Source organism: Enterobacter sp. FUJ80071, assembly GCF_038739915.1.
GTDB classification, from domain to species: domain Bacteria; phylum Pseudomonadota; class Gammaproteobacteria; order Enterobacterales; family Enterobacteriaceae; genus Enterobacter; species Enterobacter kobei.
The window spans coordinates 3,576,441-3,591,585 of record NZ_JBBXKH010000001.1; the positions used below are offsets into that span (position 1 = coordinate 3,576,441).

Genomic DNA, 15,145 nt, shown 5'->3' on the forward strand with positions numbered 1-15,145 from the left:
TATCTCAAACGTCACCCGAAGATGAGTTTTGAGATATGGGGGTCGGCGACTTTCACTCACGAACCAGCAAGTGGCGTCCCCTAGGGGATTCGAACCCCTGTTACCGCCGTGAAAGGGCGGTGTCCTGGGCCTCTAGACGAAGGGGACACTGAAGTCTCAATCGCAAGACGCCTTGCTATTTACTTTTCATCAGACAATCTGTGTGAGCACTACAAAGGCAGGTTCTTTAAGGTAAGGAGGTGATCCAACCGCAGGTTCCCCTACGGTTACCTTGTTACGACTTCACCCCAGTCATGAATCACAAAGTGGTAAGCGCCCTCCCGAAGGTTAAGCTACCTACTTCTTTTGCAACCCACTCCCATGGTGTGACGGGCGGTGTGTACAAGGCCCGGGAACGTATTCACCGTAGCATTCTGATCTACGATTACTAGCGATTCCGACTTCATGGAGTCGAGTTGCAGACTCCAATCCGGACTACGACGCACTTTATGAGGTCCGCTTGCTCTCGCGAGGTCGCTTCTCTTTGTATGCGCCATTGTAGCACGTGTGTAGCCCTACTCGTAAGGGCCATGATGACTTGACGTCATCCCCACCTTCCTCCAGTTTATCACTGGCAGTCTCCTTTGAGTTCCCGGCCTAACCGCTGGCAACAAAGGATAAGGGTTGCGCTCGTTGCGGGACTTAACCCAACATTTCACAACACGAGCTGACGACAGCCATGCAGCACCTGTCTCAGAGTTCCCGAAGGCACCAAAGCATCTCTGCTAAGTTCTCTGGATGTCAAGAGTAGGTAAGGTTCTTCGCGTTGCATCGAATTAAACCACATGCTCCACCGCTTGTGCGGGCCCCCGTCAATTCATTTGAGTTTTAACCTTGCGGCCGTACTCCCCAGGCGGTCGACTTAACGCGTTAGCTCCGGAAGCCACGCCTCAAGGGCACAACCTCCAAGTCGACATCGTTTACGGCGTGGACTACCAGGGTATCTAATCCTGTTTGCTCCCCACGCTTTCGCACCTGAGCGTCAGTCTTTGTCCAGGGGGCCGCCTTCGCCACCGGTATTCCTCCAGATCTCTACGCATTTCACCGCTACACCTGGAATTCTACCCCCCTCTACAAGACTCTAGCCTGCCAGTTTCGAATGCAGTTCCCAGGTTGAGCCCGGGGATTTCACATCCGACTTGACAGACCGCCTGCGTGCGCTTTACGCCCAGTAATTCCGATTAACGCTTGCACCCTCCGTATTACCGCGGCTGCTGGCACGGAGTTAGCCGGTGCTTCTTCTGCGGGTAACGTCAATTGCTGCGGTTATTAACCACAACACCTTCCTCCCCGCTGAAAGTACTTTACAACCCGAAGGCCTTCTTCATACACGCGGCATGGCTGCATCAGGCTTGCGCCCATTGTGCAATATTCCCCACTGCTGCCTCCCGTAGGAGTCTGGACCGTGTCTCAGTTCCAGTGTGGCTGGTCATCCTCTCAGACCAGCTAGGGATCGTCGCCTAGGTGAGCCGTTACCCCACCTACTAGCTAATCCCATCTGGGCACATCTGATGGCAAGAGGCCCGAAGGTCCCCCTCTTTGGTCTTGCGACGTTATGCGGTATTAGCTACCGTTTCCAGTAGTTATCCCCCTCCATCAGGCAGTTTCCCAGACATTACTCACCCGTCCGCCACTCGTCACCCGAGAGCAAGCTCTCTGTGCTACCGTTCGACTTGCATGTGTTAGGCCTGCCGCCAGCGTTCAATCTGAGCCATGATCAAACTCTTCAATTTAAGTTTGATGCTCGTGAATTAAACTTCGTAATGAATTACGTATGTTCACTCAGAGACTTGGTTTTCATTTTTCGTCTTGCGACGTTAAGAATCCATGTCACTTTGAGTGCCCACACAGATTGTCTGATAAATTGTTAAAGAGCAGTGCAACGCGGCTTTCGCTCACCGTTGCGAGGTGGCGTATATTACGCTTTCCTCTTTCAGAGTCAAGCGTTTATTTTGCTTTTCTCTGCTGACCCGGCGGCGTGTGTGCCGTTGTTCCGTGTCAGTGGAGGCGCATTATAGGGAGTAATTCCGAACCTGCAAGGATAAAGTGAAAATTATTTACTGACTGCTCACTTTCCAGGCAAAACACTTCCCAGACCTCAATTCTCGCCTGGTTTTTAAACAAAAACGAGCCGCAAGCGGCTCGTTTTTGCGTTTTGTGACTTACTGCACTGCCACAATGCGATCGTCGTTGGCTTCCAGACGAATAACTTTGCCCGGAATCAGCTCCCCGGACAGGATCTGCTGCGCCAGCGGGTTTTCGATCTGCTGCTGGATAGCACGTTTCAACGGACGCGCACCATACACTGGATCATAACCGTTCTCGCTCAGCAGTTTCAGCGCATCGTCAGAGATGTGAATTTCATATCCACGCTCTTCCAGACGTTTGTACAGACGCTGCAGCTGGATCTGCGCAATCGACGCAATGTGTTTCTCACCCAGAGGATGGAACACCACCACTTCATCAATACGGTTGATGAACTCTGGACGGAAGCTATGGCTGACAACCCCCATAACCAGATCCTTCATATGGCCGTAGTCCAGCTCACCGAAACGTTCCTGAATCAAATCAGAACCCAGGTTCGATGTCATAATGACGACAGTATTACGGAAGTCGACCGTTCTCCCCTGCCCGTCAGTCAGACGGCCATCATCCAGCACCTGAAGCAGAATGTTGAACACATCCGGGTGCGCTTTTTCCACCTCATCCAGCAGAATGACGGAATAAGGACGGCGACGCACCGCTTCTGTCAGATAGCCACCTTCTTCATAACCGACATATCCTGGAGGCGCCCCGACCAGACGCGAGACGGAGTGTTTTTCCATAAACTCGGACATGTCGATGCGCACCATCGCATCGTCGCTATCGAACATAAAGTTAGCCAGCGCTTTGCACAGCTCGGTCTTACCGACACCGGTCGGCCCCAGGAACAGGAACGAACCAATCGGGCGATTAGGATCGGACAGCCCCGCACGGCTACGGCGGATGGCATTGGAGACGGCTTCAACCGCCTCGTCCTGACCGATCACGCGCTGATGCAGATCCTGCTCCATACGCAGCAGTTTATCGCGTTCGCTTTCCATCATGCGCGCCACCGGAATACCGGTCCAGCGAGCCAGCACTTCTGCAATTTCTGCATCCGTCACTTTATTACGTAACAGACGCATGGTTTTGCCTTCCGACTGCGTGGCGATCTCAAGCTGTTTTTCCAGCTCCGGGATTTTGCCGTACTGCAACTCGGACATTCGCGCCAGATCGCCCACACGGCGAGCCTGTTCGATGGCGATTTTCGCCTGCTCAAGTTCCGCTTTAATGGTCTGCGTGCCAGACAGTGAAGCTTTCTCGGCTTTCCACTCTTCTTCCAGCTCAGAATACTGACGCTCTTTGTCGTCCAGTTCTTCGTTGAGCATATCGAGGCGTTTCTTACTGGCTTCATCAGACTCTTTCTTCAGCGCCTGCTGTTCCAGCTTGAGCTGAATGATACGACGGTCGAGCCTGTCCAGTTCTTCCGGTTTCGAGTCAATCTGCATACGAATGCTCGACGCCGCTTCATCAATCAGGTCGATCGCTTTATCCGGCAACTGACGGTCAGCAATATAACGGTGCGAAAGCGTCGCAGCCGCCACAATCGCCGGGTCGGTGATTTGCACATGGTGATGCAGCTCATAACGTTCTTTCAGACCACGCAAAATCGCGATGGTATCTTCAACGCTTGGCTCGGCAACAAACACTTTCTGGAAACGACGTTCCAGAGCAGCATCTTTCTCAATGTACTGGCGGTACTCATCCAGCGTCGTGGCGCCAACGCAATGCAGTTCACCACGTGCCAGGGCTGGTTTCAGCATGTTCCCGGCATCCATCGCGCCGTCGGCCTTACCGGCCCCCACCATGGTGTGCAGTTCGTCAATAAACAGAATGACGTTGCCTTCCTGTTTAGCCAGGTCGTTAAGCACACCTTTCAGACGCTCTTCAAACTCACCGCGGTATTTCGCCCCGGCCACCAGCGCCCCCATATCCAGTGCCAGCACGCGGCGACCTTTCAGCCCTTCCGGCACTTCACCGTTTACGATACGCTGCGCCAGCCCTTCAACAATGGCGGTTTTACCCACACCGGGCTCACCAATCAGAACCGGGTTGTTCTTGGTACGACGCTGCAATACCTGAATCGTACGGCGGATCTCTTCGTCACGGCCGATGACCGGGTCAAGTTTGCCCTGCTCAGCACGTTCGGTCAGATCGACCGTAAATTTCTTCAAAGCCTGACGTTGGTCTTCGGCTCCCTGATCGTTCACGCTTTCACCTCCGCGCATTTTCTCAATCGCCTGAGTCACATTGGCGGTGGTTGCACCGGCAGATTTCAGCAGGTCGGTTAAGGTACCGCGTGATTCAAGCGCCGCCAGAACAAACAGCTCTGACGAAATAAAGTTGTCCCCACGTTTTTGCGCCAGCTTGTCGCAAAGGTTCAGCACGCGCACCAGATCCTGAGACGGCTGAACATCACCGCCGGTACCTTCTACCTGCGGTAAACGGCTCAGTGCCTGATCGATAGCGGTGCGTAACTGGCCAGCATTAATGCCAGCAGACGTTAATAAAGGACGTACCGATCCCCCTTCCTGATTCAGCAAGGCGCTCATTAAATGAAGAGGTTCGATGAATTGGTTGTCGTGCCCCAGCGCGAGCGACTGGGCATCGGCAAGAGCAAGCTGGAATTTATTAGTAAGACGATCCAGACGCATAACTCCTCCCATAAACAGGTCAAATTTGCTACTGGAGATTAAATGAGGTCATCCCTCAATTATTCAAGGTTAATGATCTGAATTATGTGAAAAGAAAACGGCACGTTCCGGATCGTCTTGATTCTTTAGGTTATATCAGCCAAATAAAACTTGCCATACGACCCGTAGTCTTGTCGCGGCGATAAGAGAAAAAATCACCCTTTTCGGTGAAAGTACAGCGATCTCCGCCGAAGATCTGCGTGACACCGACGCTATTCAGGCGCTGACGGGCAAGCTGGTAAATATCTGCCAGATATTTTTCACCGGAAGGCTGAAAAGCCTCAGCGGCTTGCGGATCTTTTTCCATGAATGCTTCGCGAACTTCCGGCCCCACTTCAAAAGCACGAGGGCCAATCGCCGGACCCAGCCAGGCCATGATATTGGCAGAATCATCGTTAAAGCAGGCGACGGTCTCTTCCAGCACGCCCTCACACAATCCACGCCAGCCTGCATGCGCGGCAGCCACTTCAGTACCAGCCCGGTTACAGAACAAAACCGGCAGACAATCGGCGGTCATAACGGCACAAACCGTGCCCGGAGTATTGCTGTAAGAGGCGTCTGCGCGTTTAGACGCGTAAGGTTCTCCCGTCAGCTTCAGCACCGCTTTACCATGAACCTGTTCCAGCCAGACCGGTTTCGAGGGCAGATTCCCCGCTGCAAACAGACGCCTGCGGTTCTCTTCTACGTGCTCCAGGTTATCGCCACAGTGTGCGCCGAGATTCAACGACTCCCACGCGCCCTGGCTGACTCCGCCAGTACGGGTTGAGCTGCAGGCGGCCACGCCTTCAGGTAGTGGCCACTCCGGGACAATCAGTTTGGTCATAACCAGTCCACATGGTCCTTATGTTCTTCGAAATCAGCACGCATGGCGTCAATCAGTTCCACCATATCCTGTGGGAGAGGCGCATGCCACTCCATCTGAATACCGGTGATGGGATGATAGAGACGCAGCATGGTCGCGTGAAGCGCCTGACGATCGAACTTGCGCAGTACGCTGATGAACTCATCCGATGCGCCTTTTGGCGGACGCGGACGACCGCCGTATACCTGATCCCCCACCAGCGGATGGGTAATGTGGGCCATATGAACACGGATCTGGTGCGTACGACCGGTTTCCAGGCGCAGGCGCAGGCGCGTATGAATACGGAAATGCTCCATAATGCGATAGTGCGTCACCGCTGGTTTCCCCATCGGGTGCACCGACATATGAGTGCGTTTGGTCGGGTGACGGCTAATCGGTTCTTCTACCGTGCCGCCAGCGGTCATGTGGCCAATGGCTACCGCTTCGTATTCACGGGTAATTTCACGCAGCTGCAGTGATTCCACCAGACGGGTCTGAGCAGGAACGGTCTTTGCCACGACCATCAGACCGGTGGTGTCTTTATCCAGACGGTGAACGATACCCGCGCGCGGGACGTCAGCAATCGGCGGATAGTAATGGAGAAGTGCATTAAGTACCGTACCGTCAGGGTTCCCCGCCCCCGGATGAACAACCAGGTCGCGCGGCTTGTTGATTACCAGAATGTCATCATCTTCATAGACGATGTCCAGTGGGATATCCTGCGGCTCGAAGCGGATTTCCTCTTCGATTTCAGCATTGATGGCAACAGCTTCCCCACCAAACACTTTCTCTTTTGGTTTGTCCCAGATCTTGCCGTTTACCAGCACGCGCTGGTCAAGGATCCATTCTTTTATGCGTGAACGCGAATAATCAGGGAACAATTCGGCCAAAGCCTGATCTAAGCGTTGACCGAGCTGATTTTCGGAGACTGTTGCGGTGAGTTCTACTCGTTGTGCCATAAACTGCTTCTTTGTTTAACGTTGGGTTTTACGGCTTTGCCGTTTAATATAGTGTGCTATTGTAGCTGGTCTTAATCGGGAGCAGGAACAGAGTTTCTCCCGGACAAACATTTGAGGAAAGTCAAAACGTCATGACGCGCATGAAATATCTGGTGGCAGCGGCCACGTTGAGCCTGGCTTTGGTGGGCTGCTCCGGTTCGAATGAACAGGTCCCTGACAATCCGCCGAATGAAATCTATGCGACTGCACAACAAAAGTTGCAGGACGGTAACTGGAAACAGGCGATAACGCAACTGGAAGCGTTGGATAATCGCTATCCATTTGGTCCGTATTCGCAGCAGGTACAATTAGATCTTATCTACGCCTACTACAAAAATGCCGACCTGCCGCTGGCTCAGGCAACTATCGATCGTTTCATGCGTCTGAATCCGACTCATCCTAACATCGATTACGTCATGTACATGCGCGGTCTGACCAACATGGCGCTGGATGACAGTGCTCTGCAGGGCTTCTTCGGCGTGGATCGTTCCGATCGTGATCCCCAGCATGCGCGTGATGCCTTCAATGACTTCTCCAAACTGGTGCGCGGCTATCCAAACAGTCAGTACGTGACCGACGCGACCAAACGTCTGGTGTTCCTGAAAGATCGCCTGGCGAAGTATGAATACTCCGTTGCGGAATACTATACCCGCCGTGGCGCATGGGTTGCCGTGGTTAACCGCGTAGAAGGTATGCTGCGTGATTACCCGGATACTCAGGCAACGCGTGACGGCCTGAAGCTGATGGAAAATGCTTACCGTCAGATGCAGATGACCACTCAGGCTGAAAAAGTGGCGAAAATTATCGCCGCTAATAGCAGCAACACCTGATAGTGCTTCAATGCAAAACGGCAGCCCGAAGGCTGCCGTTTTTGTATCCATTTCTGATATTCGCTGAAGCGCTTTATCTCAACTCATCCCGTCAACTATGACCGCAATTTTTGCCTTCCACAAGGTAAATCTCACCTCTTCCTGCCCTGCCTCACAAAAAAGATTCCCTGACAAAAACCGACAAAATAACGTGATCTAAATCACACATTTTGACATTAGGTCGGGTATGCTGGAATCACCAAGACGGAAAGACAAGAGGTAAAATTTATGACAATGAACATTACCAGTAAACAAATGGAAATTACTCCGGCAATTCGCCAGCACGTCGCAGACCGTCTCGCCAAACTGGATAAATGGCAAACTCACCTGATTAACCCGCATATCATTCTGTCTAAGGAGCCACAGGGTTTCATCGCTGACGCAACTATCAATACTCCAAACGGCCATCTGGTCGCCAGCGCAAAACATGAAGATATGTACACGGCTATTAACGATTTGATCAACAAGCTGGAACGGCAGCTCAATAAAGTGCAACACAAAGGTGAAGCCCGTCGCGCCGCATCCTCGGTGAAAGACGCCAGCTTCGCGGAAGAAGTTGAAGAAGAGTAATCCTTTAAATTGAGTGTACCGCCAACGCGCCTTCGGGCGCGTTTTTTATTGACAGGGTGAAAACAGTACAGGTACTTTAACGGTATCAATCACAGGATGATGTTATGAAACTTACGCCGTTCTTCTTCGCATTCTTTTTTACCTTCCCCTGACCGGGAGGCGTTTCGTCGTGTGATAAAGAATGCGAAGACGAACAACAAGGCCTCCCACACCGGGGGGCCTTTTTTATTGATAACGATAAAATGAGACAGGCGACACTATGACACCGGAAAACCCGTTACTGGATCTGCGCGTAAAAATCAGCGCGCTGGATGAGAAATTACTGGCACTGCTGGCCGAACGTCGCATGCTCGCCGTTGAAGTAGGGAAAGCCAAACTGGACTCCCATCGTCCGGTACGTGATATTGACCGCGAACGCGATCTGCTGGAACGTCTGATCCAGCTCGGCAAAGTGCACCACCTCGATGCCCATTACATCACCCGGTTGTTCCAGCTCATCATTGAAGACTCCGTTCTCACTCAGCAAGCGCTGCTCCAGCAGCATCTGAACAAAACTAACCCGCATTCTGCGCGTATCGCCTTCCTCGGCCCGAAAGGCTCTTACTCTCACCTGGCCGCACGTCAGTATGCCGCTCGCCATTTCGAAGAATTTATTGAGAGCGGCTGCGCAAAATTTGCCGATATCTTTAACCAGGTCGAGACCGGCCAGGCGGATTACGCCGTCGTGCCCATTGAAAACACCAGTTCGGGTGCCATCAACGACGTTTACGATTTGCTGCAGCACACCAGCCTGTCGCTGGTTGGCGAGCTGACGATCCCTATCGATCACTGCGTGCTGGTCTCCGGCTCAACCAATCTGAGCAAGATAGAAACCGTCTACAGTCATCCCCAGCCGTTCCAGCAGTGCAGCCAGTTCCTGAACCGCTATCCGAGCTGGAAAATCGAGTACACCGAAAGCACCTCCGCGGCAATGGAAAAAGTGGCGCAGGCTAACTCGCCAACCGTCGCTGCACTCGGTAGCGAGGCGGGTGGCGCGTTGTATGGCTTACAGGTGCTGGAGCGCAACCTGGCAAACCAGACGCAAAATATTACCCGTTTCGTGGTGCTGGCGCGCAAGTCCATCAATGTGTCAGACCAGGTGCCAGCGAAAACCACGCTGCTGATGGCGACCGGACAACAGGCGGGTGCACTGGTTGAAGCCCTGCTGGTGCTGCGCAACCACAACCTGATCATGACCAAACTGGAATCGCGTCCAATTCACGGTAACCCGTGGGAGGAGATGTTTTATCTCGATATCCAGGCCAACCTGGAGTCTGCCTCCATGCAGAAGGCCCTGCGTGAACTGGGTGAGATAACCCGTTCCATGAAAGTGCTGGGCTGCTATCCGAGCGAAAACGTCGTGCCTGTCGATCCAAGCTAACGTTCGATAAAGCGACTTTTCTTCATCCCTGCCACATTTACGGGCAGGGTGAAGATGGCGCCGGAGAGCGGATACTCAGCCACCTCTTCTGCATCCATATTTTCCCGCGTGGTCGTAATGAACAGCGTTTTCATATCATCGCCGCCAAAGCAGACCATCGTCGGGCAACGTACAGGCAAGCGATACTCTTCCAGCTGCTCCCCTTGCGGTGAAAAACGCGCGATACGCCAGCCGTCAAACAGTGCGCTCCAGTAGCAGCCTTCCACATCGACTGCCGCGCCGTCCGGTATACCTTCGCCCTCTTTAAATTGACGAAAGATCTCGCGTCTGCCGGGTTCACCCTGCTCATCAACCGGAGTGCGATAGATCACCCCATTCGGCGTATCGGAGGTATACATCCACCGCTTATCCGGACTAAACGCTAAGCCGTTATGCCCGTGAATATCACACTGGATTACTTTCGGTGTCAGATCGTTGTCGATACGCATCAGCAACGCGCCGTTGTAATCCCCCGGCCCCCAGAACGTCCCCGCATAGAAACGCCCCATACTGTCGGTTCCCCCGTCATTAAAACGCGCCAGCTGTGGGTTAGAGGGGTTATCGCACACCTTACGCTGCAGGAGGCCATGCTTATCGGCAAGCCAGATGCCATTGCGCATGGCCACGATAAACCCGCCGCGTTCACGCAACGCAAAACAGCCCACTTCCTCATGGAAAGAGAGCACGGTGTGTTCTGCCGTTGGCAGATGATATCGGTGGATTTCGCCTTCCAGGATATCGGCCCAGTAGAGCGCATGCTCTTCAGCGCTCCATGTCGGACACTCAGGCAGGTGCCCGGTGTAATTCAACAGCAGCTGCGGTTCAGCCATGACAGTTCCCCAAAATGAAAAAAGCCAGCAATGCTGGCTTTCAGTATATACATCATCGGATTACTGGCGACTGTCATTTGCCTGGCGCAACAGCGTGCGGCTCTCGCTCTGGAAACGCGTGGCGTAATCACCGAACCAATGCTCCACTTTACGGAAACTGTCGATAAACGCCTGCTTGTCGCCATGCTCCAGCAGCGTAATGGCTTCGCCAAAGCGCTGATAGTAACGTTTGATCAGTGCCAGATTATTTTCGGACGACATAATAATGTCGGCGTAAAGCTGGGGATCCTGCGCAAACAGACGTCCAACCATCGCCAGTTCCAGACGATAGATCGGTGATGAGAGCGCCAGCAGCTGTTCAAGCTGCACGTTCTCTTCCGCCAGATGCAGACCGTAGGCAAAGGTCGCAAAGTGGCGCAGTGCCTGAATAAACGCCATGTTCTGATCGTGCTCAACCGCGCTGATGCGGTGCAGTCGTGCGCCCCATACCTGAATCTGTTCGAGGAACCACTGATAGGCTTCCGGCTGACGCCCGTCGCAGTAAACCACCACTTGCTTCGCCAGGCTGCCGCTGTCCGGGCCAAACATCGGGTGCAAACCCAGTACCGGACCCGTATGCGCGGCCAGCATTGCCTGCAGCGGACCATTTTTGACAGAAGCGAGGTCCACCAGGATGCAATCCTGCGGTAAAGGCGGAAGTTTTCCGATGATCTGCTCCGTCACGTGGATCGGCACGCTGACGATAACCATTCCCGCGTCTTTCATCAGTTCTGGCGCCTGGGCCCAGTCCTCTTTCTCCAGAATGCGCACCTGGTAGCCAGAAAGCGTCAGCATTTTTTCAAACAGACGCCCCATCTGCCCGCCGCCGCCGACAATCACCACCGGACGCAGGGACGGACAGAGGGTTTTGAAGCCTTTGTCGTTTTCGCTGGAATAGGATTCGCGCATTACGCGACGCAGCACATCTTCAATCAAATCCGGCGAAACACCCAGCGACTGGGCCTCTTTACGACGGGAAGCCAGCATTGAGGCTTCGCGCTCCGGAACGTAAATCGGCAGGCCGTATTTACTTTTTACTTCACCGACTTCAGCAACCAGTGCCATACGGCGCGCCAGCAGATCCAGCAGCGCCTTGTCCACTTCATCAATTTGATCGCGTAATGCGGTCAATTCAGCAACCATAGCTAACCTCTTAAGCCAGACGCGTCGCCAGCTGGCCATTTAAATCTTTATGGATCTCACGCAGCAGCGCATCGGTGGTTTCCCAGCTGATGCAGGCATCCGTCACGGAGACGCCGTGCTTCATCGCACTGCGCGGTTGTTCAGATGACTGATTACCTTCATGAATGTTGCTCTCAATCATCAGACCGATAATCGAACGGTTGCCGTCTTTGATCTGTGCGACCACGGATTCGGCAACCGCGGGCTGGCGACGATAATCTTTATTCGAATTACCATGACTGCAATCTACCATCAGTGCCGGGCGCAGTCCCGCCTGCTCCATCTCTTTTTCACACTGCGCCACATCTGCCGGGCTGTAGTTTGGCGCTTTACCGCCGCGCAGGATCACATGACCGTCCGGGTTACCCTGAGTTTGCAGGAGGCACACCTGGCCCGCCTGGTTGATACCCACAAAACGGTGCGGCATTGCGGCGGCGCGCATAGCGTTGATCGCCGTCGCCAGACTGCCATCGGTACCGTTTTTAAAACCAACCGGCATCGACAGACCAGACGCCATCTCGCGGTGGGTTTGCGATTCCGTCGTCCGCGCACCAATCGCAGACCAGCTGAACAGATCGCCCAGGTATTGCGGGCTATTCGGATCAAGCGCTTCGGTTGCCAGCGGCAGCCCCATGCTAACCAGCTCCACCAGCAGGCGACGCGCAATCTTCAGCCCTGCTTCCACATCAAACGAGCCATCCATGTGCGGATCGTTAATCAACCCTTTCCAGCCAACAGTCGTGCGTGGCTTCTCAAAATAGACGCGCATCACCAGATAGAGGCTATCGCTGACCTCCTCCGCTAATGCTTTAAATCGATGAGCGTACTCAATGGCGGTTTCAGGATCGTGAATAGAGCAAGGACCACAGACCACCAGCAGGCGCGGATCGCGACCAGCGATAATGTCAGAAATGGTCTGGCGAGAGTGCTCAATTTGAGCCTCCTGCGCGGCACTCAGCGGGAATGCTGCTTTCAGTTGATCCGGGGTAATTAAAACCTGTTCGTCAGTGATATGTACGTTGTTCAGCGCGTCTTTTTGCATGATGGCGATCCTGTAATGCTCGTTTGCGATAGTTGTTATCCTCGATGAGGTGAAGCAACGATACCACAACAAGTAAAGATTTCAATCCAAAATCCGTAAATATTACTTTACATAAGCTAATTATTAGCAAAAAACAGCCGTTAAATACGTAAACTTTAAATTACACTCCGCTTTTCTTCCGCCAGGCTATGCTGAAGAAAAAAGGAGAATCGCTATGCGCTCAATTGCTCTGGTGCTGTTGTTGCTGTTTTTATCGGGCTGCCAGATTAATCCTTACACTTTTCAGCCCCACTGGACGAGTCCGGACTGGTTCAGTGCAGGAAAAGAAGACGCCATGAATGGCCTGGTGGTTAAAGATAACCAGACCCTGGCCGATAGTTTTAATGACCCTGATGTTGATCGTAGCGAATATCTCCGCGGCTACGCTGATGGTCAGAAGAAAGTGTGCGAAGAAGGTTTTATTCATGCCTGGGGATTAGCGGGCAAATCTTATCCAGCCAGTTGTGATAGCGTTGAAAATGCTGTGAAACTCCGTGCGTCATGGCAAAAAGGAATGGACGAAAGTATGCGTTCCAGCAGACTTAATTAAGTCTGTGTTTATCCCCTGGAAAATAAACCACTGTAGGATTTAGCTTAGGTCAGCCGAAGGCTATTTCTGACATAATGACGGCTCAGACAAACAATGGTATTCTGCCCGCATCTCTTAAGGACATCTATTTCCGGAGCGGTACGGCGGATTCTGGTGAGAAATTCATACTTGATCTCTTTGTTCCGACTCACTCTGGTGTTAATGCTGTTTCTTATGGTGGGCCCGGCGACGGCAGGCGCGCTCACGGAGACGGATAAATCGGTACGTTCGATTGTCTCGGGGATTGTGAGCTATACGCGATGGCCGTCACTTTCCGGACAGCCCAGGCTTTGCATTTATGCCACCTCTCACTACACGCACGCACTCAGCGGCAATGAAGGGCATACCGAGTTACCCTACACTCCCGTTATTGTCCGTAACGATCGGGAAGCCCTGGACGCGACGTGCGATGCTGTTTATTTCGGGTCTGAACCGCCGGCAAAACAACTTGAATTAATAAGTCAATATCAGGGCAGAGCATTGCTATTAATCTCAGAGCAAAATCCGGAATGTGTTATTGGCAGTGCTTTTTGCCTGATAATCGAACGTGGCCAGGTGCGGTTTTCCGTCAATCTGGATGCATTGTCGCGCAGTGGTGTCAGGGTCAATCCCGATGTATTAATGCTTGCACGGAATAAGCAGCATGGATAAAGATTTCACCTCGACGCCACGTCCAACGTTTAAAAGAACGCTTAGGCGAAACAGCATGATAAGCGTCATCATCACGATGACGCTTATATGGCTGTTACTCTGTTTTGCTTCCGTCGTGACGTTAAAACAATACGCGCAAAAGAATCTCGAATTAACCGGCGCCACCATGAGCCACAGTCTTGAAGCCTCTCTGGTTTTCAACGATTCGTTGGCCGCCAATGAAACCCTCGCAGCCCTGGGTAAGCAGGGGCAGTTTGCCGTAGCAGAAGTCATTAACGTACACAAAAAGCGTTTTGCATACTGGTCCTGGAATCCGAAGGATAATAACGACACGCTGGGGGCGCTGGTCAGCCGCTGGCTTTTCCCTGTACCGATTGCACAGCCAATCATGCATAACGGTTCGATGATCGGCGAAATTCGCCTTACCGCGCGTGACAGCCTGATTAGCCACTTCATCTGGATGTCGTTTGCCGTTCTTACCGGCTGTATTCTTTTTGCCACCGTCGTCGCGATCGCCATTACCCACTCTCTGCATCACGGCATGGTCACGGCCCTGCAAAACATCACCGATGTGGTGCATGACGTCCGTACAAACCGTAATTTCTCCCGACGGGTGAAAGATGGGCGTATCGAAGAATTTCACCAGTTTGGTGAAGACTTCAACAGCCTCCTGGATGAGATGGAGGAGTGGCAGCTTAAGCTTCAGGCGAAAAATGCCCAACTATTGCGTACCGCCATGCACGATCCGCTCACCGGCCTTGCTAACCGCGCAGCGTTTCGTAACAGCATTGCGGCCCTGATGAACGACCCTTCGGCGAGAATAAATTCGGCCCTGCTCTTCCTTGATGGTGATAATTTTAAGTTTATCAATGACACCTGGGGACACGCGGCAGGAGACTGCGTGCTGATTGAAGTCGCCAGCAGGATGGTGGAATTTGGCGATAAGCGCCATCAGTCCTATCGCCTTGGCGGTGACGAATTTGCCATGGTGCTGTACGGCGTTCATTCTGAGCTTGAAGTTCAACACATTTGTGCTGCGTTATCGCAGCAGTTTATCCGTCCGTTTGATCTGCATAACGGACAAAAAGCATCGATGTCACTCAGCATTGGCTTTGCTCTGGCGTGGGAAAATGCGTCCGTTGAAGCATTACTGGAAAAAGCCGACCGCAATATGTACCAGGTCAAAAACCAGCGTACAAAAACAATAAGTTAGAAAGGATAT

13 protein-coding genes, 1 tRNA gene, 1 rRNA gene and 1 other annotated feature are annotated in these 15,145 nt (G+C 52.8%); of the genes, 7 read left to right on the top strand and 8 right to left on the bottom strand.

What is annotated here, in order from left to right:
* Nucleotides 1–71: 71 nt before the first annotated feature.
* The 5 genes from AAER43_RS17300 to rluD form a co-directional block, all read right to left on the bottom strand.
* Nucleotides 72–147: transfer RNA gene (locus AAER43_RS17300), tRNA-Glu, on the bottom strand.
* A gap of 85 nt (nucleotides 148–232) precedes the next feature.
* A 16S ribosomal RNA gene (locus AAER43_RS17305) occupies nucleotides 233–1,772 on the bottom strand.
* 429 nt (nucleotides 1,773–2,201) lie between these two features.
* Nucleotides 2,202–4,775: an ATP-dependent chaperone ClpB gene (clpB, locus tag AAER43_RS17310; protein WP_014884862.1), complete on the bottom strand. Its 2,574-nt coding sequence runs from the start codon at nucleotides 4,773–4,775 to the stop codon at nucleotides 2,202–2,204.
* A gap of 130 nt (nucleotides 4,776–4,905) precedes the next feature.
* Entirely contained in the window at nucleotides 4,906–5,637 is a 732-nt protein-coding gene (yfiH, locus tag AAER43_RS17315) for a purine nucleoside phosphorylase YfiH (protein ID WP_045269715.1), read from the bottom strand.
* Entirely contained in the window at nucleotides 5,634–6,614 is a 981-nt protein-coding gene (gene rluD, locus AAER43_RS17320) for a 23S rRNA pseudouridine(1911/1915/1917) synthase RluD (protein ID WP_014884864.1), read from the bottom strand. The genes yfiH and rluD overlap by 4 nt, the downstream gene beginning before the upstream one ends.
* Before the next feature lie 131 nt (nucleotides 6,615–6,745).
* On the opposite strand from rluD, the gene bamD reads away from it, so the two are divergent.
* The 4 genes from bamD to pheA all read left to right on the top strand — a co-directional run bounded on the left by bamD (nucleotide 6,746) and on the right by pheA (nucleotide 9,512).
* Complete coding sequence (gene bamD, locus AAER43_RS17325) at nucleotides 6,746–7,483, top strand: outer membrane protein assembly factor BamD (protein ID WP_014884865.1); 738 nt, start codon at nucleotides 6,746–6,748, stop codon at nucleotides 7,481–7,483.
* Between the two features lie 267 nt (nucleotides 7,484–7,750).
* Nucleotides 7,751–8,092, top strand: coding sequence for a ribosome-associated translation inhibitor RaiA (gene raiA, locus AAER43_RS17330; protein ID WP_014884866.1), 342 nt, complete (start codon nucleotides 7,751–7,753; stop codon nucleotides 8,090–8,092).
* Between the two features lie 103 nt (nucleotides 8,093–8,195).
* Nucleotides 8,196–8,321, top strand: a sequence feature (Phe leader region).
* Nucleotides 8,197–8,244 (top strand): pheA operon leader peptide PheL, encoded by a 48-nt coding sequence (gene pheL / locus AAER43_RS17335; RefSeq protein ID WP_100249759.1) that lies wholly within the window; start codon nucleotides 8,197–8,199, stop codon nucleotides 8,242–8,244. Its footprint overlaps the feature before it by 48 nt.
* Before the next feature lie 30 nt (nucleotides 8,322–8,351).
* Nucleotides 8,352–9,512 carry a bifunctional chorismate mutase/prephenate dehydratase gene (gene pheA, locus AAER43_RS17340; protein WP_050863233.1) on the top strand — a complete coding sequence of 387 codons (1,161 nt, stop codon included), beginning with the start codon at nucleotides 8,352–8,354 and terminating at the stop codon, nucleotides 9,510–9,512.
* On the opposite strand, the gene AAER43_RS17345 is transcribed toward pheA, so the two are convergent.
* From AAER43_RS17345 to aroF, 3 genes are read right to left on the bottom strand one after another with little or no spacing between them, the layout of a single operon-like run.
* Nucleotides 9,509–10,381 (bottom strand): SMP-30/gluconolactonase/LRE family protein, encoded by an 873-nt coding sequence (locus tag AAER43_RS17345; RefSeq protein WP_023331107.1) that lies wholly within the window; start codon nucleotides 10,379–10,381, stop codon nucleotides 9,509–9,511. The genes pheA and AAER43_RS17345 overlap by 4 nt on opposite strands.
* A gap of 60 nt (nucleotides 10,382–10,441) precedes the next feature.
* The gene (gene tyrA / locus AAER43_RS17350; RefSeq protein ID WP_023337646.1) at nucleotides 10,442–11,563 is read right to left on the bottom strand and encodes a bifunctional chorismate mutase/prephenate dehydrogenase; all 1,122 of its coding nucleotides are present in this window, start codon (nucleotides 11,561–11,563) and stop codon (nucleotides 10,442–10,444) included.
* Nucleotides 11,564–11,573: 10 nt separating this feature from the next.
* Nucleotides 11,574–12,644, bottom strand: coding sequence for a 3-deoxy-7-phosphoheptulonate synthase AroF (gene aroF, locus AAER43_RS17355; protein WP_014884870.1), 1,071 nt, complete (start codon nucleotides 12,642–12,644; stop codon nucleotides 11,574–11,576).
* Between the two features lie 214 nt (nucleotides 12,645–12,858).
* Here aroF and AAER43_RS17360 point away from each other — a divergent pair, with 214 nt between their 5' ends.
* The 3 genes from AAER43_RS17360 (at nucleotide 12,859) to dgcN (ending at nucleotide 15,136) form a co-directional block, all read left to right on the top strand.
* Nucleotides 12,859–13,233: a DUF2799 domain-containing protein gene (locus AAER43_RS17360; protein ID WP_050863234.1), complete on the top strand. Its 375-nt coding sequence runs from the start codon at nucleotides 12,859–12,861 to the stop codon at nucleotides 13,231–13,233.
* A 201-nt stretch (nucleotides 13,234–13,434) separates the two neighbouring features.
* Nucleotides 13,435–13,923, top strand: a complete 489-nt coding sequence (locus AAER43_RS17365) for a YfiR family protein (RefSeq protein ID WP_072093817.1) — start codon at nucleotides 13,435–13,437, stop codon at nucleotides 13,921–13,923.
* A complete protein-coding gene (gene dgcN / locus AAER43_RS17370; RefSeq protein WP_014884873.1) occupies nucleotides 13,916–15,136 on the top strand; it encodes a diguanylate cyclase DgcN in 1,221 nt (406 codons plus the stop codon). Before AAER43_RS17365 ends, dgcN begins: the two co-directional genes overlap by 8 nt.
* The last annotated feature ends 9 nt before the right edge of the window (nucleotides 15,137–15,145 follow it).